The following is a 21,362-nucleotide window of genomic DNA, read 5'->3' as shown; positions in this document are numbered from 1 at the left end:
AAGTATGCGTAAATTAGTAATGAACATTCATCACCATCATCACCCTATCTAGTCTTTCGGGGAGATTTACGTATACCCGGGAGCAAGAATTCTCCCGGAGGTTAAGTCAAAGAATTTAGATTTAAACCCTCGGGACGACAAAGTCTTCCGAGGGTTTTTTAGTTTTAGCACTTTTAAATAATCAATAAATTCAAATATTTGCACAGGGATACAGCAATGCAGACACAACGCCTAAGAATCGCAATTCAAAAGAAAGGTCGCTTAAGTAAAGAGTGCCAAGATCTACTTAAAAAATGTGGTGTGAAATTTAACATCATGGGTGAGCGCTTAGTTGTTCATTCACTAAATATGCCAATCGACTTGTTACTCGTTCGTGATGACGACATCCCAGGCCTTATCATGGATGGTGTGGTTGACCTTGGTTTTATCGGTGAGAATGAACTAGAAGAAGTTCGCCTAGACCGTGTCGCTCTAAAGGAGCCTTCAGAGTTTCGTACACTACGTCGTTTAGACTTCGGTGGTTGCCGCCTTTCTATCGCAATCAACAAAGATGAAGAATACAACGGCCCACAAGACCTAGCGGGTAAACGTATTGCGACAACTTACCCACAATTACTAAAAGCCTACATGGACGAGCAGGGTGTTGAATTCAGCGCTTGTATGCTAACTGGCTCAGTTGAAGTTGCCCCTCGCGCAGGTCTAGCAGACGCTATCGCAGATTTAGTTTCTACAGGTGCAACGCTAGAAGCAAACGGTCTAAAGGAAGCAGAGGCTATCTTCCAATCTAAAGCAACACTGATTCAACGTGTTGGTGATTTCGATGCAGACAAAACGGCATTGATTGAAAAACTACTGACTCGTATGCAGGGTGTTCAACAAGCGAAAGAGTCGAAGTACATCATGCTTCACGCACCAACGTCTCAGCTGGAGCAAATCAAAGCTCTACTACCTGGGGCTGAAGATCCTACGGTTCTTCCTCTATCTACAGACAAAGACAAAGTTGCCGTTCACCTCGTAAGTACAGAGAACTTGTTCTGGGAAACTATGGAACAGCTGAAAGAGTTGGGTGCAAGCTCGATTCTAGTATTACCAATCGAAAAAATGATGGGGTAGTGACGATGAGAACCGTTGTTTGGCAATCTTTAAGTGAATCACAGCAAGACTCGGTATTAGAGCGTCCAGCTATTACTGAAGGTGCAAACATCACAGCGACTGTTTCTGATGTTATTGCAAAAGTACGAAATGAAGGCGATGCCGCACTTAAGGAACTGACTGAAAAGTTTGATGGTGTGACTCCAGAATCTATCCGAGTTAGTTCGGGTGAGATCGAAGAGGCATGTGCTCGTCTAACACCAGAGATGAAGCAAGCGTTGGAGCAAGCTTACAGCAACATTGCTAAGTTTCACGAAGCTCAAAAGCCACAGCCAATTAAGGTTGAAACACAGCCTGGTGTTGTGTGTGAGCAGGTGACGCGCGCGATTAATACTGTTGGACTTTATATTCCGGGGGGCAGTGCGCCACTTCCGTCAACGGTTCTTATGTTAGGTGTACCTGCTCAAATTGCGGGTTGTCGTAAGGTTGTGCTTTGCTCACCTCCGCCCATCGCGGATGAAATCTTGTATGTCGCTAATCTTTGTAAAATCGATGAGGTTTACAATGTTGGTGGTGGTCAAGCCGTTGCTGCCATGGCTTACGGGACCGAGAGCGTGGCTAAGGTTGATAAGATCTTCGGCCCAGGTAACGCTTACGTAACGGAAGCTAAACGCCAAGTAAGTAACGACTTCCGTGGCGCTGCGATTGATATGCCTGCTGGCCCGTCTGAAGTGTTAGTGATTGCAGACGAAACTGCGGATGCTGACTTCATTGCTGCTGATCTACTGAGCCAAGCTGAACACGGGCCAGATTCACAGGTTGTATTAGTAACACCATCACCAGTTATTGCCGACCAAGTAACCGATGCAGTTCAGAAGCAACTGAAAGAGCTGTCTCGTGCGAACATCGCTCAGCAAGCATTGGCTTCAAGTCTAATCATCATTGCTGAATCGATCACTCAAGCGATTGCGATTTCGAATTTCTATGGCCCGGAACACTTGATTGTTCAGACCAAGAGTCCACGTGAACTGCTGCCATTACTAGATAATGCAGGTTCAATCTTCTTGGGTGACTGGTCTCCAGAATCTGCAGGTGACTACGCATCAGGCACAAACCACGTTCTTCCGACTTACGGCTATACCAAGACTTATTCAAGCCTAGGTTTGGCGGATTTCTCTAAGCGTATGACGGTACAAGAGTTAACAGCTGATGGCTTACAAGGCCTAGCGCCAACGGTAGTCACAATGGCGGAAGCCGAAGGTTTGGACGCACACAAACGTGCGGTGACCATCCGAGTTGAAAAATTAAATCGATTTGAACAGCTAAATAAAGCGAAATAAGGGTAGGGCATGGAAAAGTTAGCAAGAAAACAAGTTCAGGCTCTAACACCTTACTTGTCTGCAAGACGCATTGGTGGCAGCGGAGATGTATGGTTGAACGCCAACGAATCTCCGTTTGATAACGAGTACACCTTAAATCTGACTCGACTTAATCGCTACAGCGAGTGTCAGCCTAAAGAGCTAATCGATGCTTACGCTCAATATGCGAGTGTTGCACCAGAGCAAACGTTGACTACTCGTGGTGCTGACGAAGGCATTGAACTACTGATTCGTGCTTTCTGTGAGCCGAACGAAGACGCTATTCTTTACTGCCCACCCACTTACGGTATGTACGCAATCAGTGCAGAGACGATTGGTGTTGAGCGTAAAGTGGTGCCTCTGACTTCTGAATGGCAATTGGATCTTCCTGCTATTGAAGCTCAACTTGACAACGTAAAAGTGGTCTTTGTTTGTAGTCCAAATAACCCAACCGGTAATTTGGTTGATCGCAAAGACATCATCAAGCTGCTTGAAATGACACAAGACAAAGCGATTGTTGTGATGGATGAAGCGTATATCGATTTCTGCCCTGAAGCATCAACGGTGGATTTGCTTGCTCAGTATCCGAATCTAGCGATTCTTCGAACTCTCTCGAAAGCATTTGCTTTAGCGGGTTTACGTTGTGGCTTTACGCTAGCGAACAAAGAGCTTATCGATGTATTGTTAAAAGTGATTGCTCCTTATCCTGTGCCAATCCCTGTTGCTGACATTGCCGTTCAAGCACTTTCAGAGCAAGGACTAGCGCGTGCTAAGTTCCAAGTTCTGGATTTAAGTGCTAACCGAGCGTATTTACAAGCCGGTTTACTAGGTATGCCTCAAGTGACGGTGTTTGATGGTTGGGGTAACTACCTACTGGTTAAATTCCCGAACGGCGATGAGTTATTTAAAGCGGCTTGGGATACGGGCATCATTTTGCGTAATTCACCAATTGAAGACTGTGTTCGTATTAGTATTGGTAATCGCGAAGAGTGCGAAAAGACACTTGGATTCATTCGTAACTTTTATCAGTAACGAAAGGCTTACCAGTAATAACATTTGCCAGTTTTAGTGGATTAATAATCGGCTGGCAAATGAAACCAATATTTTGGGTTAGCGTTGATTTTAGCTAGGCCAGCAGATTTAAAATTAAAAGGAAGTTCAAGTGAGTAAACAACAGAAAATACTTTTTATAGACCGTGACGGCACCTTAATTGTTGAGCCGCCAGTTGACTTTCAAGTAGACCGTTTAGACAAACTAAAATTCGAACCGTTAGTGATTCCTAGCCTACTTGCACTGCAAGATGCGGGTTATCGCTTAGTGATGGTGACTAACCAAGATGGTCTAGGTACAGATAGCTACCCGCAAGAAGAGTTCGATGCTCCACACAATATGATGATGGAGTTCTTTGAGTCTCAGGGCGTTAAGTTTGATGATGTTCTAATCTGCCCTCACTTTGATGAAGACAATTGCTCTTGCCGCAAGCCTAAGCTGGGTATGGTTAAAGAATACCTACAAGGCGGTAAAGTTGACTTCCAAAAGTCAGTCGTGATTGGCGATCGAATGACGGATCTTCAACTTGCTGAGAACATGGCAATTCGTGGTATCCAATACGGACCAGATGCGCAAACTGAAGGCACGCTTAACTGGCCACAGATCGTTAAAGATCTGACGGTTAATGCTCGTGTTGCTGAAGTGGTTCGTACCACTAAAGAAACCGACATTAAGGTAGCCGTAAACCTTGATGAAACCGGTGACAACAAGATTGATACTGGCATGGGTTTCTTCGATCACATGCTTGATCAAATCGCGACACACGGCGGTTTCCAAATGAACCTGACTGTGAAGGGCGACCTGCACATTGATGATCACCACACAGTAGAAGATACCGCACTTGCTTTAGGCCAAGCATTGAAAGATGCATTAGGCGACAAACGTGGTATTGGCCGCTTTGGTTTCAGCCTGCCAATGGATGAGTGTTTGGCTCAGTGTGCGCTTGATCTATCTGGTCGCCCATACCTTAAGTTCGATGCTAAGTTCAGCCGCGAGCAAGTGGGTGATCTTTCAACAGAGATGGTGGTTCACTTCTTCCGTTCTCTAACTGATACATTGGCTTGTACGCTACACCTTTCTTCTGACGGCAATAATGATCACCACATCATTGAGAGCCTATTCAAAGCGTTTGGCCGTACTCTTCGCCAAGCAATCAAAGTTGAAGGTAACGAGTTACCAAGCAGCAAAGGCGTTCTGTAAGGCTAACGTGAGCAAGGAAAAACAATGAAAGATCAAAAAGTCGTTATTATTGATACTGGTTGTGCCAATGTTTCCTCGGTGAAGTTTGCGATTGAACGTCTAGGCTACGCAGTTGAAATTTCAAAAGAACCAGACGTTGTTCTTGCTGCCGATAAGCTATTCCTACCCGGTGTAGGTACAGCAAGTGAGGCAATGAAGAACCTGCAAGAACGTGACCTTGTTACCCTTGTGAAGCAAGTAGAGAAGCCTCTGCTAGGTATCTGTTTAGGTATGCAGCTGTTAGGCAAACTGTCTCAAGAGAAAGGCCAAAAGGCTGACGAGTTAGTTGAATGCCTAGGTTTGTGTGATGGTGAAGTTCGTTTACTTGAAACGGGTGATTTGCCATTACCACACATGGGTTGGAACACAGTAACCGCGACACCTAACCACCCTCTATTCAAAGATATTGAAGAGGGCGAGTACTTCTACTTTGTACACAGCTTCGCAATGCCAGTGGGTGACTACACAATCGCACAATGTGATTACGGTAATCCATTCACAGCAGCGGTTCAAAGTGGCAATTATTATGGTGTTCAGTTCCACCCAGAGCGATCTTCGAAAGCTGGCTCTAAGCTGATTCAGAACTTCTTGGAATTGTAGTAAGGATTAGGCAGCGGCTAACGTTGCCATATAAGGAATGTAAATGATTATTCCCGCGTTAGATTTAATTGAAGGCCAAGTAGTTCGCTTATTCCAAGGAGACTACGGGCAAGTAACAGAATACAAAGTAGACCCAGCAGAGCAGTTTAACTTGTACCACCAAGCTGGCGCAGGTTGGCTTCACCTTGTTGACTTAACGGGTGCAAAAGACACAACGGCTCGTCAGTTAGACTTGATTGCTAAGCTACTGGCTAGCACGCCTGCAAACATCCAGATTGGTGGTGGCGTGCGTAACGAGCAAGATGTTGTTGATCTACTAGAAGCTGGCGCGCAGCGCGTTGTAGTTGGTTCTACAGCAGTTAAGCAACCTGAGTTGGTGAAAGGTTGGATGGAGAAGTACGGCGCTGAAAAAATAGTGCTGGCTCTGGATATTAACATCGACGAAAGCGGCACACGTAAAGTGGCGATTTCAGGTTGGCAAGAAGATTCAGGCGTGACTATTGAAGCGCTGATTGAAGACTACCTCACGGTTGGTCTTAAACACGTTCTGTGTACCGATATTTCACGTGATGGCACGCTAGAAGGATCAAACGTAGAGCTCTACGTTGATCTTTGTAAGCAGTACCCACAAGTGCAATTCCAATCATCGGGCGGCATTGGTAGCCTAGCTGATATCGAAGCACTTAAAGGCAGCGGTGTTGCTGGTGTGATTGTGGGTCGTGCGCTACTTGATGGTAAGTTTACCGCAGAGGAGGCATTTGCATGTTGGCAAAGCGAATAATCCCTTGTTTGGATGTCCGTGACGGACAGGTGGTTAAGGGCGTTCAGTTCCGTAACCACGAAATTATTGGTGACATCGTTCCGTTAGCGCAACGTTATGCGGAAGAGGGCGCTGATGAATTAGTATTTTACGATATCACGGCATCAAGCGATGGGCGTGTAGTCGACAAGAGCTGGGTGAAACGTGTAGCAGAAGTGATTGATATTCCTTTCTGTGTCGCTGGTGGTATTAAATCAGCGGAAGATGCAGCGCGTATTCTTGAGTTTGGTGCGGATAAAGTATCAATCAACTCACCGGCATTGGCTAATCCGCAACTGATCACTGACCTTGCTGATAAGTTCGGCGTGCAGTGTATCGTTGTTGGTATCGATTCATACTTCGATAAAGAAACCGGTAAATATCAGGTTTACCAATTCACAGGCGATGAAACGCGTACCAAAGCAACCAAGTGGGAAACCAAAGATTGGGTGCAGGAAGTACAGAAGCGTGGCGCCGGTGAGATCGTGTTAAACATGATGAACCAAGATGGCGTTCGCAACGGCTATGATATCGACCAGTTAAATATGGTACGTTCAGTGTGTAATGTACCCCTGATTGCATCAGGTGGCGCAGGTGCGATGGAGCACTTTGCTGAAGCCTATAAAAAAACCAACGTGGACGGAGCACTTGCGGCTTCGGTATTCCACAAGCAAGTCATCAATATTGGTGAACTTAAACAGTATTTGAAACAACAAGATGTAGAGGTGCGACTATGAGTTTTGAACCCGTAAGCTTATCAAAAACAGAAGTAGGCGCATTGTCAGAGCGTATTGATTGGGAAAAAGTCGATGGCTTAGTGCCAGCGATTGTTCAAGATTACCAATCGAGCCAAGTGCTGATGATGGGATACATGAACCCAGCAGCGCTCGAGAAAACAGGTGAAACTGGCCAAGTGACGTTTTTCTCTCGCACCAAAGAGCGCCTTTGGACCAAAGGTGAAACGTCGGGTAACGTATTGCAACTGCAAAACATGTCATTGGATTGTGACAACGACACCTTGCTGGTTAAGGTTAATCCCATTGGCCCAACGTGCCACACAGGAACAACAACGTGTTGGGATGGAGACAAGCAAGAAGAGTCTCAGATGGTGTGGCTTCATCAGCTTGAGCAGCTATTGGCTGCCCGCAAGGACGCCGATCCTGAATCTTCTTATACTGCCAGTCTATATGCCCGTGGCACCAAGCGTATTTCGCAAAAAGTGGGCGAAGAAGGCGTTGAAGTCGCGCTTGCGGCGACGTCGGGCGATAAGGCGGAGTTAGTGTGTGAATCAGCAGATTTGATTTACCACCTAATGGTTCTTCTTCAAGATCAAGGCTTATCGATGGATGATGTGGTAAACAAGCTGAAAGAGCGTCATAAGTAAGCTCTCTTTAGATTAATAGAACCGCGTAAAAGACAGGCAAAAGCCCCGCAAACAAACATGTTTACGGGGCTTTTTAACTGTTTAATTTTCAAGATTTCTAAGCCCTGCGTCACTTTTCTAACCTCTGACTTTGCGTCATTCCGAGGAGCCGAAGCGACATCAGGAATCTCTTCTCTTAATCTGACTTCTTAGTCGAACGAGTTACCCGCAGCACTTCTTGTATTTCTTACCACTGCCACAAATACACGGATCATTACGGCCGATTTTAAAGCTCTCAACGGTTTGATTTAAGCGTGGGTCAATTTCTGGTTGTGTAGTTTGTTCCTGCTCTGGGAAGGTACCATCAATGTAGTACCAAAGACCGTCTTCACGTATAAAGCGAGAGCGTTCTTGCATGCAGTATTGTGCGCCTTCTTCATTGAAGTAAGCTTTAAACTCAACAAAGCCTTCGTCTTGGTGCGAGCCTACCGCAGTATCGATGACTTCTAGTCCTGCCCAATCACTGTTGATAGATTCGGCAATACCTTCTCTTTGCGCTTCTGCGTTGCAGCTAGGGTGGTAAGTCGCAACAACATAATCCACCAAACCAAGTACATGTGCAGAATAACGTGAGCGCATCAATTGCTCGGGTGTTTCAACGGCACTGTGGTTAAGGTGTGCTGATTTACAGCACTGTTGGTAAGTATTTTTGCTACCGCATGGGCATAAAGACATGGTCAAATCCTGTAAAAATGGCCTCTGTTAAGAGGCCATAAATGAATGTGTTGGAGTTTATCAAGAAACGACTGCTCACCAAAGCTGAGTTTCGATTGAAGTAGCTGTGTGATGTGAACTATTTCAAAGTAGGAGACAGCAGGTCTTGGGCCCAAGAAGTTGCTTCGTCATAAGCTTGACCTAGCTCTGCTTCGTTGAGTTTGAGCAGTTTACGAATGCGCGTTGCTTCATCCCAGCGAGCTTGTTCATAAGCTATGACCATCGCCAAAATGGCACCTAATACGCCTTTACGTTGAATCAAGGCTTGTTTAATCTCATCATCGATCGGCACCGAGTCCAGTACTTTTACTAACGGCAGATCGAATAGGGAGTCGAGCAGCGAGAACATGCCAGTTAAAAAGGCTTGCCCGGGCTCAACCTTAACGTTCATTTTCTCGACCAACAGTTCACATTGGCGCGCGCGTATCACGGCTAAACCATAGAGTGAGTCTGGTTTATCTTCTTTCGCGGATGCGATAGCAACCAGTGACACTAGCTTACGTAGTTTTTGTTCACCAAGATAAACAAGCGCTTGGTGGAATGAACGAATCGGTGTTGATGAGCCACCAGCGGAGTTTACGTAAGAGAGCAGCTTATACGACATAGTCATATCAAGGGTAATCAAACGCTCTACTTCGGCAAAGTTGATAGGATCGTTGGCAATCTCTTTCAACAGTTGAACAATGGTTAAAAAAGCAGGGTTTAATGCGCGAGTTTGGATCATCTCCGGCTTACTGAAAAAGTAGCCTTGAAAATAGTTAAACCCGGCTTGGATTGCTTCTTGGTATTCTTCGTGAGTTTCTACTTTCTCCGCTAGAAACTCGATATTCAAGTCTTTCAGAGTGTTCATGAACATCGCAGCTTTAGCGATTGAGATCAAACGTATGTCGAATTTGATAATTGATACGTAAGGTAAGAAGCGTTTCCATGCTTTGCTAGGCACAAAGTCATCTAACGCGATCGTGTAACCCGCATCATAAATTGTGATGATGGCTTCTAGCAGTTCGTCTGTTGGCCCACAGTCTTCCAGTACCTCGACAACTAAGCTCTCTTTCGGAAATAGAGTCGGGACTAGGTTAACCAAGCTTGCATATGGAAAATTAACGAATCCAAGCTTATCGCCCAATGTATTATAGTGGGTAGATAAGAAGTGGTCGGAAAGCAAACGGCTAGTAGCGAGCTCCGGCTCTACTTCAGGGAAAGTGTTCTTAGGACCATCCCTAAATAGCAACTCGTAACCTATGGTCTTCTTGTCTGCATCGAGTATTGGTTGACGCGCTACGTATGAATATTTCAACTTGGTACTGTGTTCGGTTTATTTTTGATAGACAAATAATAGCTAATTCAGGAGAAATTACCATATACAAGTGAAGAAAATCTGACCGATGATAATAATAAAAGTGAAAGTTTAAGCGTGATGCTAAAAGCGATTGCTAAACTCGCGATTCTGTAGTTCAAAACTTTGCGGAGTGAACACCAGAACTGATCCTTGGGTATACCAATCACCCAGTACGATACGGGTTTTAGTGCAATTGTTAGCACTGAAGGAGTGTATGTCTGGACGGTGAGTATGACCGTGGATCATCAAATCGACGTTGTGTTGTTTCATCACATTGTCGACTTCTTGCTGTGTTACATCCATGATGTCGAGTGACTTTGTCTGCTTATCATCTTTGATATCAGACTGAACCTTGGAGACAATTTTCTTTTTGATAAAAAATGGAATTCTATTAAAGACCCATTGTAACCAGGGCTGATGAACTTTTTCACGAAAGGCGAGGTACTTTATATCTTCGGTACACAGAGTATCACCATGCAATACCACTGCTTTTTGTCCGTAGATATCGATAGTAGAAACTTCATCTAGAAGCTGTACGCCTGTTTGTTTCGCAAATTTTTTGCCAACTAAAAAGTCCCGATTGCCTTGTGTGAAATAACAAGGTACGCCAGTGTTAACTAAGTCTATAAACGTTTGGCGAATTGAATTCGCGAACTCGCTTGTATCGTCGTCACCAATCCAGAATTCGAAAAGATCACCCAACACGTAGAGTGCATCCGCTTCTACGGCCTCGTTCTTCATGAAGGTTAAGAAGCAGTCTGTGATGTCTTGTCGCGACGGAGCAAGGTGTAGATCTGATATAAAATATGTTTTCATAGGTCTAAAAAAAGGGAGCGATTCGCTCCCTATATCCTGATTTTATCGGCTCATCAATTATTAATACTAGGGCGTGTTGACCTTTGGCGGTTAAATTTTGTTCGAGATAAAAGCGTTTTAATCGAGGCGAGGGATAGGAAGCCTAGTCATTCTAAGCAAATTTCCCTCAACAAAGAGTAGAACGCTTTTAGCCGAACCCTTTGGGCAGCGTTTGCTGGTCATTTCTACTACGTTATCGGCTTCTCATGTAGGCTAGCTACACATCAAAGCCTCTGCCTTGTATAAATCCCCAGCAACTCGCTGCAAAAATTAGCTCAAAAGGTCAATACGCCCTAACCGAAAGCAAGTGATTAAGCTTCGATTGTAGTACCAGTGATGATCACTTCTTCTAGAGGTACGTCTTGGTGCATACCCATAGAACCAGTGCTAACACCTTTGATCTTGTTTACGATGTCCATGCCTTCAACAACTTCTGCGAATACACAGTAGCCCCAACCGTCTAGGCTTTCGCTACGGAAGTTTAGGAAAGAGTTGTCGTTAACGTTGATGAAGAACTGAGAGCTCGCTGAATGCGGTTCCATAGTACGAGCCATTGCTAGCGTACCCACTTTGTTCGCTAGGCCGTTGTTTGCTTCGTTCTTGATAGTCGCGCGAGTTGTTTTTTCTTTAAGGCCAGAAGTCATGCCGCCGCCTTGAACCATGAAACCATCGATAACACGGTGGAATAGCGTGTTGTCGTAAAAACCGTCACGGCAATACTGTAGGAAGTTTGCGCTTGTTTCTGGTGCTTTTTCTTCGTTAAGTTGGACTTTGATGTCACCAAAATTTGTGTGAAGGATGATCATGATTGTTACCTTACTGTCTTTTTAATATGAAGTTCGAATTCTAGCGCATGTTGGCGGACTTTCAAATCACCAAATCATTAACTTAACTCGGATGTTTGAGGTAATTCCTGCTTTGGGGGATTACCTATTAAGGTATGACTTGTTATACTGCGATCTTATTTTTGATTAATCCATAAAATAGATAGAGATCATGCTGAAGATATATAACACGCTCACAAGACAGAAAGAGGAATTCAAACCAATTACAGCTGGCAAAGTCGGTATGTATGTCTGTGGGGTAACCATATACGATCTCTGTCATATTGGTCATGGCCGTACGTTCGTTTCATTTGACGTGGTAACTCGTTACCTGCGTTACCTTGGTTACGATTTGAATTTCGTTCGTAATATCACTGATATCGATGACAAAATCATCAAGCGCGCTAATGAAAACGGCGAGTCTTGTGACTCTCTGACTGAGCGTCTGATCGGTGAAATGCACGCGGACTTCGATGCATTGAACATGAAACGCCCAGATGTCGAGCCTCGTGCGACTGAATTCATCACAGAGATCATTGAGTTAGTAGAAAAGCTAATTCAACGTGGCTTTGCTTACGTTGCAAGCAACGGTGACGTGATGTTCGAAGTTAAGAAGTTTGACGAATACGGTAAGCTTTCTAAGCAAGATCTTGAGCAGCTTCAAGCTGGCGCCCGTGTTGACATCGATTCTGCAAAACGTAGCCCGTTAGACTTTGTTCTTTGGAAGATGTCTAAGCCTGGTGAGCCGACGTGGGAATCGCCATGGGGGCCAGGTCGTCCAGGTTGGCACATCGAATGTTCAGCAATGAACTCGTCTATTCTTGGCAATCACTTCGATATTCATGGTGGTGGTTCGGATCTACAGTTCCCGCACCACGAGAACGAAATCGCACAATCTTGCTGCGCACATGGCACCCAGTATGTGAATACTTGGATGCACAGTGGCATGGTGATGGTAGACAGAGAAAAAATGTCTAAGTCACTGGGTAACTTTTTCACTATCCGTGACGTACTTCAGCATTACGATGCAGAGACAGTTCGTTACTTCCTAATGTCTGGTCACTACCGTAGCCAACTAAACTACAGTGAAGATAACCTAAATCAGGCTCGTGCATCACTTGAACGTCTCTATACATCACTTCGTGGTCTAGACGTTACCGCAGCCCCTGCTGGTGGTGAAGAGTATGTGACTCGTTTCTCTACAGCGATGAACGATGATTTCAACACACCTGAAGCTTATTCAGTGCTGTTTGAAATGGCTCGTGAAATCAACCGTATCAAGACTGAAAGCATAGAAAAAGCAAGTGCACTAGGTGCGTTGATGCGTGAACTGGCAGACATCATCGGTATTCTTCACCAAGATCCAGAAGCTTTCTTGCAAGGCGATGCAGCCGGTAACGATGACGAAGTCGCTGAAATCGAAGGCCTAATTAAGCTACGTAATGACTCTCGCGCTTCGAAGGATTGGGCAAATGCCGATCTTGCACGTGATAAGCTGAACGAGCTAGGTATTGTTCTGGAAGATGGTCCAGAAGGTACGACTTGGCGTCGTAAGTAAATCTTATAAAAAGGGCTGATTTTCAGCCCTTTTTTCTAGCAAAAATTCTCTAATTTCACCTTTTTATCTTCACCTTTTAATTAACAGGAATATTTCTGTGGCTCAGATGTATTTTTATTACTCGGCAATGAACGCGGGTAAATCAACAACGCTTCTTCAATCTTCATTCAACTACCAAGAACGTGGTATGACACCAGTGATCTTTACGGCTGCATTAGATGATCGCTATGGTATCGGTAAAGTGAGTTCACGAATTGGTCTTCAATCTGAAGCTCAATTGTTTAAAAACGACACCAATATGTTTGAGGCAATTCAAAAACTCAACGAAGAAGAAAAGCGTCATTGTGTATTGATCGATGAGTGTCAGTTCTTATCGAAAGAGCAGGTTTACCAACTAACAGAAGTGGTTGATAAGCTGCACATCCCTGTACTTTGTTACGGTTTGCGCACTGACTTCTTGGGTGAACTGTTTGAAGGTAGCCGCTACTTGTTGTCTTGGGCTGACAAATTAGTAGAACTTAAAACAATTTGCCACTGTGGCCGTAAGGCCAATATGGTAATTCGTACAGATGAGCACGGTGTGGCAATTGCTGAAGGTGACCAAGTCGCTATTGGTGGCAATGACCAATATGTTTCGGCTTGCCGTTTACATTATAAAGAAGCGTTAGGTAAATAAGCAGCCTACAAGTCGGCATTGCTAAAACCAATAGCGTTCAAATTAGAAAACGGTGACCTAGTGTCACCGTTTTTGTTTATTGAGCCGAGCTTTTGTTTTATTCCAAGCCGAGCTTCTATTTTATTCTTAGTCGATCTTTTGCTTTATTCGAAACCGAGCCTCTTTAATGCTTGATAGGCATGGTCAACGTCGTCAGGGATGGGCATCTCTATTTGAAAGCCCTGAGCGGGGTAGGATTTGATTCGCTCATAATCAGCAATCAATGCACCTAACACCATGTCTAATGGTAACTCTTCGTTAAAGTAATCAATCCAGTCTTGCCATTGTGAAGTGACTTGAATCTCGGTAACTTCGTCAGGCCACTGTTTAGCAAACGTGGCGTAAGTGCGTTTCTCCATAAAGGGTTTCTGTACTAAGGTCAGGCGTTTCGGGGATAGTCCACGCTCAGTCAACAATTTGTGGGTGAATCGTACGTTCTCCCCAGTATTAGTTGCGTGCTTCTCAATGATAATGTCAGAGTCAGGCACGCCAGCGTCTCGTGCGATAGCCGCGAATGTTTCAGCCTCTGAACGCTCAAAGCTTCCTTCTGTAAAACGTCCCACACCACCAGAAAAAACGATGTAAGGCGCTATCTTTTGGTGATAAAGCTCGGCTGCATATTCAGCGACGCGAGTATCGTTGCTACACAATACAAAAATACAGTCTGAAGGCGTAACCTTGTGACCTATAGACATAAAGTTCCAAAGGGTGTCGATCGAGTGATATCGCTTACCCTTTGAGTTCTTTGTTACAGGTTGCTTAGCTATGGATTGCTTAGTCATAAAGAGCGTCCAATGTGGAATCGAATTTAAACGAGTAACCTAAACCGAGGATCTTTTTAGAAGAGATCAGCTTGTCTGGGGTATCGACAATAGGAGGGAGTGGCTCGCTGCTATTGGCACTTTTTAATGCTGCTGCGTAGAACTCTGCCTTACTTACTGTATTTGGTGTGGTGACATTTACGATTTCATTGTGCAGTTGATTGATGGCGAAATCGACCGCACCAATCGCGTCGTTAAGGTGAAGCATGTTGGCAGGAGCTTGAGTGCTCACTTGCTTCAATTTACTTGCAAACCTCGATGGGTGACGGTTCGGACCAATCAATCCACTAAAGCGAAGAATGGTGTAGTCGATGCCAGAATCAATCACTGACTGTTCCGCTTGCAGCATGACACGCGCGTTATCGGAAAATGAAGACGCGAGCTCGTTGCCTGAGGTTGAAAGGGGGAGTGAAGCATCCAGTTCGTTCAAAACGCCAGGTTTAGTTGGGTATACGGTTGTTGAACTGACCATGATAAGCTTCTTAACGTTGGCCTTTTGACATGCATTGGTGAGTTGCTGCCAGTGGTTGGCGTACTCTTGTCCTGCTCCCTTTCTAAAGCCTGGAGGGAAGCTACCAATCACTATCTCAGTGTTGTTTTCGAGTAACAACGAATAGAGTTCACCGATAGTCTCATCTGACTTTGATGAGTCAAAACTAAACACTTCACATGGAACTCGTTTGTTCCCAACAGCGTCTGCACCTGCTTGGGTCGTTTTCGTGACCACAACTTGGTTACCATGTTTTTCTAAATGTTCAGATAAAGGTGCACCGACCCATCCTGCACCAACAATAAATATAGAAGCCATGTGTTCCTCACAACTGAAAGCTATGGATTTATAGTAAGCCTAACAAACCTTTGCCCAAAAATGAAAAAACTCCACGGCCGAAGCGAGTGGAGTTTTTACTAGAACCGTGGAGTTTTAGTTCAGTACGCGAAGTAACTTGTCTGCGCGCTCTGCCATCTGGATACCTTCGTCTGTTAGGTAACCACCGTCTGGCTGAGTGCAAAGATTCTTTTCGAATAGGCGCTTAACAGCGTCTTGAGTTTCTTGAGCAGCCTCTTGATGAACTTTAATTCCAGTAGCGGCGCTACTTACATCAAATTGAAGAAGGAGGTTTAAATCAGCAATATGTTCAGCGTTGTACTTCATAATTAACCTATATATTCATAACGTTCTCTACCTTCACCTTAGTGCGCATTCACGGCTCAAGCAATAGCAAATAAATAGAATTGATAAGTGATACCAAATTGAATGATTAATCGTCGTATGGTGGGTTTATTTTAGTTAGATTGCGTGATTTGCAGCCACTTAAATTCTGAACGATGTTTATTGGGAAGTGGTTGTAATATATTGTGTTACTAGAAATATATTGCATCCAGCTAATATTGTATAAAAAGGAAACGCATCAGTGAGAGTGAACAAAGTAGCATTAACGATCAGTATGCTATTTGCTATCTCAGGTTGTCAAAGTGCACCCTCAGAGCAGACAGGCGCGAACCAAACCACAAATGACAATGAATCAACAGTAGAGGTCCGTTCATTTCAGTCTGTCCAAAGTGTTTACTCCGAGTGGGAGGCTAAGCTTGAAGAACACGCTCAATTGTCTCTCTATGCTCCAGAGAATTACAATGAACTATTAGACGCTTGGGATGATGCTGAAAGCATTTATGCGGACTTACTGAAAGATCAAACACGGTTAACCAAGAGTTACTCGATTTTTTCGACATTAACTTACGCCGAAGCCTTTGATGAAAAAATCGCGTTGATTCGATCAAATTATGACTCGATCTTAGTGCTAAAGGAAAAGGCTGACAGAGTATTAGCCGACTCGATAGTGCAAATGGATTACTTAAAGTTTCTTGGTGCCGATACTATGTTTGCATCGAGCTACAAGCGCTTGTATTCAGAATACAGCGAGCTGTTTGAGTATGTGCTGGTCGACGAACTTGAAGATGCTCAGGAAGCACAGGTAGAGTTTCTTAATAACGCGAGCTTGTTAGAAGTTAAAGTGGCGCACAAGAAGTACATCGAACCTTTGAAGGATGAGTTGGAGTTCTTGGAAGATGAAGATTTCGATGACGTTGTTCCACTGACGTTTGCTAAAGCGGCATCTCAAATTGCTTTGGCAGAAAGCCAAGTGAAAGCCAGTCCCCGTGAAAAGTCGATCATTGAAGACGCAGTTCACGCTGCAGAGTTCGAATTAAACCACGTGCGCAGTGTTGCTCATGAAGTTAAAGTACTAGCGAGCGTAAAAGGCGACCAGTTCGAACAGTCGGTTTTGAATGCAGAGAACCAGTTATTGAGCATTTCACGAGTGGTTAATGATGAAGATCACCGTGATGTTGTATTGCGTCTTCAGTCTCAAAAAATTGTAGCGAGTGTTAAAGCGCTGAAAGGCTCAGACATGACGGCGTCATTAAAGTCAGAGATTAAAACTTTGACTGAGCGACTCGCTAAGTTAGAAAGTGAGAATCAGAAACAAACACAGAAATTGGTTGAAGCGACCAAGCACAACCAATTGTTAGATGATCAGGTTACCAAGAGTGATGCTCATATAAAGAGCCTAGAAGAGTTAGTGGATAGTTTGAAAAGCTTAGGTGGTAAAGTTGCCAGCGAAAGTGACTCTGATGTGATTCTTCCTAGTATTGAATCTAGCCTAGAGGATGCATCTCTCGAACAATCATTAGAAGAAATGGTTGAACCTTCGGTTTAGTAAGACTAATTTCTTTATTTGTGATTGAGTTAAAAGCGCCTAAGGGCGCTTTTTTACGTTCTGTTGATCTATGTCAAAATCTGAAAACAAAATTGTTCATTGAGTCATTATAGTGTACGTTATTCTTTGTGTTTTAACGTAACTTGTTGATATTTCTAGATGTGTTATTTTCTATGCTGATAACTAATCATTCAGCAGAGTTTTATTTTTACTACTAAAGTCGTATGAATTTGGAATAACTTGGACTAATTCTTTTCAACAGGGTTGTGAGAGGCATTTCGAGCTTAAAATAGCTCTTGAATTCAGAAATGAAAGAGAGGATTATCGCGCTCCCGACGACATGTTTCAAAATGTAAATCATCATGAATCTAAACCAATTCGACTCATTATTACCGCCACAAATGGCTGAGCGCGCTGCAGATATTGGCGTAGGTAAAGCAACCAAAGATCCAATCAAATCTTTTCTCCTAGCGATTTCTGCCGGCATACATATTGGTATCGCGTTTGTGTTCTACACTATCGTGACTACCGGTGCTGGTGATTTACCGTGGGGTATTACTCGCTTATTGGGTGGTCTAGCTTTTAGCTTAGGATTAATCCTTGTTGTTGTTACTGGTGGTGAACTGTTTACCAGCTCGGTGTTGACGCTTGTTGCTCGCGCAAGTGGCAAGATTACCTGGCGTACATTAGTTAAGAACTGGACCACGGTTTATGTCGGTAACTTAATTGGTGCATTGCTGCTGGTGGCCTGTATGCTTCTGACTAAACAGTACATGTTCGATCATGGGCAAGTGGGTTTGAATGCCATGGCGATTTCCCAACACAAAATGCACCATGATTTTATCCAAGCTATCGCGCTTGGCATCATGTGTAATGTGTTGGTTTGTATCGCGGTATGGATGACGTTTAGTGGACGTACACTGACTGACAAAATCGCAGTTATGATTTTACCTGTGGCGATGTTCGTATCAGCCGGTTTTGAGCACTGTATTGCCAACATGTTCCAAGTCCCTTTAGCTATCGGTATCAAAACATTTGCTCCCGCAGAATTTTGGACAATGACAGGCGCTAACCCTGCGGACTACGTTGATCTGAACATGATGGACTTTTTGATGAACAACTTGCTGCCCGTTACCATTGGTAACATCATTGGCGGTGGTATCTTTGTTGGTATGTGGTACTGGTTGATCTACCTACGTGACTAATAAGGGTGGCGTGATCCACCAAGCAAAGGTTTCGTGATTAATTCCGATTACGCGGTTAATCCAGTTTACGAGTTAACTGGGTAACTTGGACTCAGTGAAAACACTGAACTGACTTATGACATTTAAAAGACGGTCTGCATTGCAGGCCGTTTTTATTTGTGGAAAACCTACTTATTCATTTCTTAAATTATCATGTGAACGCTCAATAGCGAGGATCACCGTGTGTGTATATGTCTTTGAAAACACCCAAAGATCAAAGGTAATGATCTTTCCCTAGGTGGGAATGGACAAAAAAGGATCTATATTGATTTGGTTATCCACAATTTCTGTGGATAACCTGTCTCAAATTCAGTGAGTAACCAGATCTAAGTGGGGTAGGGAGGCTATTTCGAAGGCTGTATTTGCGCGAGAACTCGGCCTTCTTTAGTAAGAGATGTCTTCAATGAGAGCTGAAGTGCAAGTGCTAAAGAGCAGCTCATCATCACGAAGATAGCTAACATGATCATCAACTGATACTTAATCGCAATCATCGGTGATGCACCTCCTAAGATCTGTCCTGTCATCATTCCCGGTAGCGTGACTAAGCCTGTAGTTGCCATAGAGGCCATAATTGGTGACATCGCCTTCTGTATCGCATTACGAACAAAAGGCGCGGCTGCATAGGAAGGAGATGCGCCCAAAGCGATAGCCGCTTCGTACTCTGATTTCTGCGTTTCAAAAGCCCCAAACAAGTTCTGCAATGCCACGATATTACTGCTTAAGCTATTACCTAACAGCATCCCTGCAATAGGGATAAGGTACTGTGCGTTAAAAACCGGTGTCGGTTTAATGATGAAAAAGCAGATAAACAAGACAATAGGTACACAAGTTACAGCAAGGCTAACGGCTATAGGACCTAAAAGTAGGTTTTTGGAGAGCCTAGATTTTTCAACAATTGAGCTTGCCCCAACGATGATCATTGCAAATAGCCACAGTAAATTGACCCATAAGCTATTTAAGGTGAACAAGTATTCTAGGTAAAGTCCCACTAGAAATAGCTGAATAACCATACGGATTATGCTGACAGAAGCCTCTTTGCCAAGGCCGAGTTTTAACTTGTAGTTGATGGTAATGGGTAGCAAGAGAAGTGAGCTGAAGAACAATAACTGCCACCAAGATATATCAATAACGTCTTGCATAATGATTCCTTTTAAGTGGTCTCCATCATATCTGAAAGTGCCAAATGATGCATTTCACCTGTAAAGTCGCCAATTCTAAAAATGATCAATCATTTAACAAACAAAACACAAAATAGTGGTTGTTTGAGGCTTTTTTAGCTACTACTTAGTAAGTAAAAAGTTAAAATTGGTTGTCAGATGGTTGCGTGTATGTTGGTTTTTAACATTTGTGAAATATACTTAATTCTTCACATTTGTTAATACTTTTTAATAACTTTGTTTAACTGAAAACAAGTTTGGATGACCTCAAAAAAGTATTGATTAGCAAGGGTTATAACGGGGGATTTGATTGAACCCTACTTTGTGTATGGTCTAAAATTTGTTGTTAGATACTCAAGAACTTTAGCCCCATAGAATGGGTTACTCGAAATTACTAAATACAAAATAGGCAAAATGTATGAGTGATGTTAATAAAATTGAAACTGGCGAAAAACGCTCGTTGGAGTGGAAGTCTTTCCTCTTCATTGCGGTGGTTCTCTTTCCAATATTAAGTGTGGCTTTTGTAGGCGGTTACGGCTTCCTAGTTTGGGCACTGCAAGTGTTTGTATTCGGACCTCCTGGTGCTCACGGCGGCATGTAATGCCCTCTAGTAACAACATTTTTTAAAATCAATATTTAAGAGAGCTAAACATGAAATCATTTTTAGTTAAATTATGGCGCACAATGACTCGCCCTGCAGTACACATCAGTCTTGGTGTACTAACTATGGGTGGCTTTATCGCCGGTGTTATTTTCTGGGGCGGTTTTAACACAGCTCTAGAGCACACAAATACAGAAGAGTTCTGTGTAAGTTGTCACACCATGCGTGACAACGTGTACGTAGAACTACAAGAAACGGTTCACTGGAAAAACACTTCTGGTGTACGTGCTACTTGTCCTGACTGTCACGTTCCACATGAATGGACAGCAAAAATCGCTCGTAAGATGCAAGCATCTAAAGAAGTATTCGCTCAAGTATTTGGTGACCTAGATACACCTGAGAAATTCGAAGCTCGTCGTATCGAACTGGCTAAACACGAATGGGATCGTTTCTCTTCGAACAAATCTCTAGAGTGTAAAAACTGTCACAACTACGATTCAATGGACTTCGAGAACATGCGCCCAACAGCGCGTATCCAGATGAAGAATGCAGCAGAACGTGATCAAAGCTGTGTTGACTGTCACAAAGGTATTGCTCACAACCTTCCAATGGATATGGCATCAGCAAGCGGTATTGTTGGCGAGCTAGAAAATGTAGCAAGCAGCACATCTTACGCAAATGGTTCTGACGTGATCTCTATTCGTCACCTCCCAATGTACACGGATGAAACAGCAACAGTTGAAGCGGGTCTACTCAGCCCTGCAAGTAAAGTTGCGGTTATCGACGAAAAAGGCGACATGATCAAGATTCAAATCGATGGTTGGCGTAAAGCGAAAGGTTTCGGACGTGTAATCCAAGAAGACTTCGGTATGAATATCTCAACTGCAATCTTGACCAAAGAAGTATCTCAAAGTGACGTTATCACTGTTGGTGAGAAGAAAGAAGATGAGCTTACTGGCCTTCCATGGGAAGAAGTTAACCTAGCACTTTGGATGAAGAAAGAGTCTATGGTTGATAACTTCGATCCAATCTGGAACGCAGCGGGTCAAGCGTACCAATCTAACTGTTCAACGTGTCACTCACAGCCAGATGAAGCTCACTTCAGCGCTAACGGTTGGGTAGGCATGTTAGATGGTATGATTGCATTCGTTAACTTCGATACAGATACAGAAGCACTTGTTCTTAAGTATCTACAGAAGCACTCATCAGATTTTTCTGAAGGCCATCACTAATAAGACGTCAATTGGAGTAACAC

General features: G+C 43.7%; 22 protein-coding genes and 1 other annotated feature. Of the genes, 14 read left to right on the top strand and 8 right to left on the bottom strand.

The window, feature by feature from the left end; all coding sequences use genetic code 11:
- Positions 1–27: 27 nt before the first annotated feature.
- Positions 28–163, top strand: a sequence feature (His leader region).
- Between the two features lie 53 nt (positions 164–216).
- The 8 genes from hisG to hisIE all read left to right on the top strand — a co-directional run bounded on the left by hisG (position 217) and on the right by hisIE (position 7,523).
- A complete protein-coding gene (hisG, locus tag ACED53_RS00345; RefSeq protein WP_029223133.1) occupies positions 217–1,113 on the top strand; it encodes an ATP phosphoribosyltransferase in 897 nt (298 codons plus the stop codon).
- Positions 1,113–2,432 (top strand): histidinol dehydrogenase, encoded by a 1,320-nt coding sequence (hisD, locus tag ACED53_RS00340; RefSeq protein ID WP_017098157.1) that lies wholly within the window; start codon positions 1,113–1,115, stop codon positions 2,430–2,432. Before hisG ends, hisD begins: the two co-directional genes overlap by 1 nt.
- Before the next feature lie 9 nt (positions 2,433–2,441).
- A complete protein-coding gene (gene hisC / locus ACED53_RS00335) occupies positions 2,442–3,482 on the top strand; it encodes a histidinol-phosphate transaminase (RefSeq protein ID WP_017101630.1) in 1,041 nt (346 codons plus the stop codon).
- 130 nt (positions 3,483–3,612) lie between these two features.
- The gene (hisB, locus tag ACED53_RS00330) at positions 3,613–4,701 is read left to right on the top strand and encodes a bifunctional histidinol-phosphatase/imidazoleglycerol-phosphate dehydratase HisB (RefSeq protein ID WP_017098159.1); all 1,089 of its coding nucleotides are present in this window, start codon (positions 3,613–3,615) and stop codon (positions 4,699–4,701) included.
- A 24-nt stretch (positions 4,702–4,725) separates the two neighbouring features.
- Positions 4,726–5,340 (top strand): imidazole glycerol phosphate synthase subunit HisH, encoded by a 615-nt coding sequence (gene hisH, locus ACED53_RS00325; RefSeq protein ID WP_017101631.1) that lies wholly within the window; start codon positions 4,726–4,728, stop codon positions 5,338–5,340.
- A 43-nt stretch (positions 5,341–5,383) separates the two neighbouring features.
- Positions 5,384–6,121 (top strand): 1-(5-phosphoribosyl)-5-[(5-phosphoribosylamino)methylideneamino]imidazole-4-carboxamide isomerase, encoded by a 738-nt coding sequence (hisA, locus tag ACED53_RS00320; RefSeq protein ID WP_012604374.1) that lies wholly within the window; start codon positions 5,384–5,386, stop codon positions 6,119–6,121.
- Complete coding sequence (gene hisF, locus ACED53_RS00315; protein ID WP_017101632.1) at positions 6,103–6,876, top strand: imidazole glycerol phosphate synthase subunit HisF; 774 nt, start codon at positions 6,103–6,105, stop codon at positions 6,874–6,876. The genes hisA and hisF overlap by 19 nt, the downstream gene beginning before the upstream one ends.
- The gene (gene hisIE / locus ACED53_RS00310) at positions 6,873–7,523 is read left to right on the top strand and encodes a bifunctional phosphoribosyl-AMP cyclohydrolase/phosphoribosyl-ATP diphosphatase HisIE (protein ID WP_017101633.1); all 651 of its coding nucleotides are present in this window, start codon (positions 6,873–6,875) and stop codon (positions 7,521–7,523) included. The genes hisF and hisIE overlap by 4 nt, the downstream gene beginning before the upstream one ends.
- Positions 7,524–7,724: 201 nt before the next feature.
- On the opposite strand, the gene ACED53_RS00305 is transcribed toward hisIE, so the two are convergent.
- From ACED53_RS00305 to ACED53_RS00290, 4 genes are all read right to left on the bottom strand, one after another.
- The gene (locus ACED53_RS00305) at positions 7,725–8,237 is read right to left on the bottom strand and encodes a YchJ family protein (RefSeq protein ID WP_017101634.1); all 513 of its coding nucleotides are present in this window, start codon (positions 8,235–8,237) and stop codon (positions 7,725–7,727) included.
- A gap of 118 nt (positions 8,238–8,355) precedes the next feature.
- Complete coding sequence (locus ACED53_RS00300) at positions 8,356–9,573, bottom strand: EAL and HDOD domain-containing protein (RefSeq protein WP_017101635.1); 1,218 nt, start codon at positions 9,571–9,573, stop codon at positions 8,356–8,358.
- A 123-nt stretch (positions 9,574–9,696) separates the two neighbouring features.
- On the bottom strand, positions 9,697–10,431 hold the full coding sequence (lpxH, locus tag ACED53_RS00295) for a UDP-2,3-diacylglucosamine diphosphatase (RefSeq protein ID WP_017101636.1): 735 nt from the start codon (positions 10,429–10,431) through the stop codon (positions 9,697–9,699).
- A 350-nt stretch (positions 10,432–10,781) separates the two neighbouring features.
- Positions 10,782–11,276: a peptidylprolyl isomerase gene (locus tag ACED53_RS00290; RefSeq protein WP_004734582.1), complete on the bottom strand. Its 495-nt coding sequence runs from the start codon at positions 11,274–11,276 to the stop codon at positions 10,782–10,784.
- A gap of 190 nt (positions 11,277–11,466) precedes the next feature.
- Between ACED53_RS00290 and cysS the strand changes: the two genes are divergently transcribed.
- The gene (gene cysS / locus ACED53_RS00285; protein ID WP_009848796.1) at positions 11,467–12,852 is read left to right on the top strand and encodes a cysteine--tRNA ligase; all 1,386 of its coding nucleotides are present in this window, start codon (positions 11,467–11,469) and stop codon (positions 12,850–12,852) included.
- Between the two features lie 97 nt (positions 12,853–12,949).
- A complete protein-coding gene (locus tag ACED53_RS00280; protein WP_009848795.1) occupies positions 12,950–13,528 on the top strand; it encodes a thymidine kinase in 579 nt (192 codons plus the stop codon).
- Positions 13,529–13,671: 143 nt separating this feature from the next.
- Here ACED53_RS00280 and ACED53_RS00275 read toward each other — a convergent pair whose 3' ends face one another.
- From ACED53_RS00275 to ACED53_RS00265, 3 genes are all read right to left on the bottom strand, one after another.
- Entirely contained in the window at positions 13,672–14,349 is a 678-nt protein-coding gene (locus tag ACED53_RS00275; protein WP_017100093.1) for a YdcF family protein, read from the bottom strand.
- Positions 14,342–15,196 (bottom strand): NAD(P)H-binding protein, encoded by an 855-nt coding sequence (locus ACED53_RS00270; RefSeq protein ID WP_017100092.1) that lies wholly within the window; start codon positions 15,194–15,196, stop codon positions 14,342–14,344. Before ACED53_RS00270 ends, ACED53_RS00275 begins: the two co-directional genes overlap by 8 nt.
- Positions 15,197–15,310: 114 nt before the next feature.
- Positions 15,311–15,541, bottom strand: coding sequence for a TIGR02647 family protein (locus tag ACED53_RS00265; protein WP_009848792.1), 231 nt, complete (start codon positions 15,539–15,541; stop codon positions 15,311–15,313).
- A gap of 259 nt (positions 15,542–15,800) precedes the next feature.
- Between ACED53_RS00265 and ACED53_RS00260 the strand changes: the two genes are divergently transcribed.
- Positions 15,801–17,105 (top strand): hypothetical protein, encoded by a 1,305-nt coding sequence (locus tag ACED53_RS00260; protein WP_017100091.1) that lies wholly within the window; start codon positions 15,801–15,803, stop codon positions 17,103–17,105.
- 362 nt (positions 17,106–17,467) lie between these two features.
- Positions 17,468–18,310 (top strand): formate transporter FocA, encoded by an 843-nt coding sequence (focA, locus tag ACED53_RS00255; RefSeq protein WP_009848790.1) that lies wholly within the window; start codon positions 17,468–17,470, stop codon positions 18,308–18,310.
- Between the two features lie 383 nt (positions 18,311–18,693).
- Here the strand turns inward: focA and ACED53_RS00250 are convergent, their stop codons facing one another.
- Positions 18,694–19,488 carry an ABC transporter permease gene (locus ACED53_RS00250; RefSeq protein WP_017100090.1) on the bottom strand — a complete coding sequence of 265 codons (795 nt, stop codon included), beginning with the start codon at positions 19,486–19,488 and terminating at the stop codon, positions 18,694–18,696.
- Between the two features lie 436 nt (positions 19,489–19,924).
- Between ACED53_RS00250 and torE the strand changes: the two genes are divergently transcribed.
- Both torE and torC read left to right on the top strand, forming a co-directional pair.
- Positions 19,925–20,107 (top strand): trimethylamine N-oxide reductase system protein TorE, encoded by a 183-nt coding sequence (torE, locus tag ACED53_RS00245; RefSeq protein WP_008222628.1) that lies wholly within the window; start codon positions 19,925–19,927, stop codon positions 20,105–20,107.
- 50 nt (positions 20,108–20,157) lie between these two features.
- Entirely contained in the window at positions 20,158–21,339 is a 1,182-nt protein-coding gene (gene torC / locus ACED53_RS00240) for a pentaheme c-type cytochrome TorC (protein ID WP_009848788.1), read from the top strand.
- Positions 21,340–21,362: the final 23 nt, after the last annotated feature.

The sequence above is a fragment of the Vibrio sp. 1F169 genome (assembly GCF_041439605.1).
GTDB classification, from domain to species: domain Bacteria; phylum Pseudomonadota; class Gammaproteobacteria; order Enterobacterales; family Vibrionaceae; genus Vibrio; species Vibrio tasmaniensis_A.
This window is presented reverse-complemented; position numbering and strand designations above follow the sequence as displayed.

Bases quoted from the DNA above. Each gene is read 5' to 3' on its own strand.
- hisG (WP_029223133.1), top strand. From the start codon at position 217: ATGCAGACACAACGCCTAAGAATCGCAATTCAAAAGAAAGGTCGCTTA.
- cysS (WP_009848796.1), top strand. From the start codon at position 11,467: ATGCTGAAGATATATAACACGCTCACAAGACAGAAAGAGGAATTCAAA.
- hisC (WP_017101630.1), top strand. From the start codon at position 2,442: ATGGAAAAGTTAGCAAGAAAACAAGTTCAGGCTCTAACACCTTACTTG.
- ACED53_RS00275 (WP_017100093.1), bottom strand. From the start codon at position 14,349: ATGACTAAGCAATCCATAGCTAAGCAACCTGTAACAAAGAACTCAAAG.
- hisF (WP_017101632.1), top strand. From the start codon at position 6,103: ATGTTGGCAAAGCGAATAATCCCTTGTTTGGATGTCCGTGACGGACAG.
- ACED53_RS00265 (WP_009848792.1), bottom strand. From the start codon at position 15,541: ATGAAGTACAACGCTGAACATATTGCTGATTTAAACCTCCTTCTTCAA.
- ACED53_RS00250 (WP_017100090.1), bottom strand. From the start codon at position 19,488: ATGCAAGACGTTATTGATATATCTTGGTGGCAGTTATTGTTCTTCAGC.
- torE (WP_008222628.1), top strand. From the start codon at position 19,925: ATGAGTGATGTTAATAAAATTGAAACTGGCGAAAAACGCTCGTTGGAG.
- lpxH (WP_017101636.1), bottom strand. From the start codon at position 10,431: ATGAAAACATATTTTATATCAGATCTACACCTTGCTCCGTCGCGACAA.
- focA (WP_009848790.1), top strand. From the start codon at position 17,468: ATGAATCTAAACCAATTCGACTCATTATTACCGCCACAAATGGCTGAG.
- hisH (WP_017101631.1), top strand. From the start codon at position 4,726: ATGAAAGATCAAAAAGTCGTTATTATTGATACTGGTTGTGCCAATGTT.
- torC (WP_009848788.1), top strand. From the start codon at position 20,158: ATGAAATCATTTTTAGTTAAATTATGGCGCACAATGACTCGCCCTGCA.
- ACED53_RS00270 (WP_017100092.1), bottom strand. From the start codon at position 15,196: ATGGCTTCTATATTTATTGTTGGTGCAGGATGGGTCGGTGCACCTTTA.
- ACED53_RS00305 (WP_017101634.1), bottom strand. From the start codon at position 8,237: ATGTCTTTATGCCCATGCGGTAGCAAAAATACTTACCAACAGTGCTGT.
- ACED53_RS00290 (WP_004734582.1), bottom strand. From the start codon at position 11,276: ATGATCATCCTTCACACAAATTTTGGTGACATCAAAGTCCAACTTAAC.
- hisA (WP_012604374.1), top strand. From the start codon at position 5,384: ATGATTATTCCCGCGTTAGATTTAATTGAAGGCCAAGTAGTTCGCTTA.
- hisIE (WP_017101633.1), top strand. From the start codon at position 6,873: ATGAGTTTTGAACCCGTAAGCTTATCAAAAACAGAAGTAGGCGCATTG.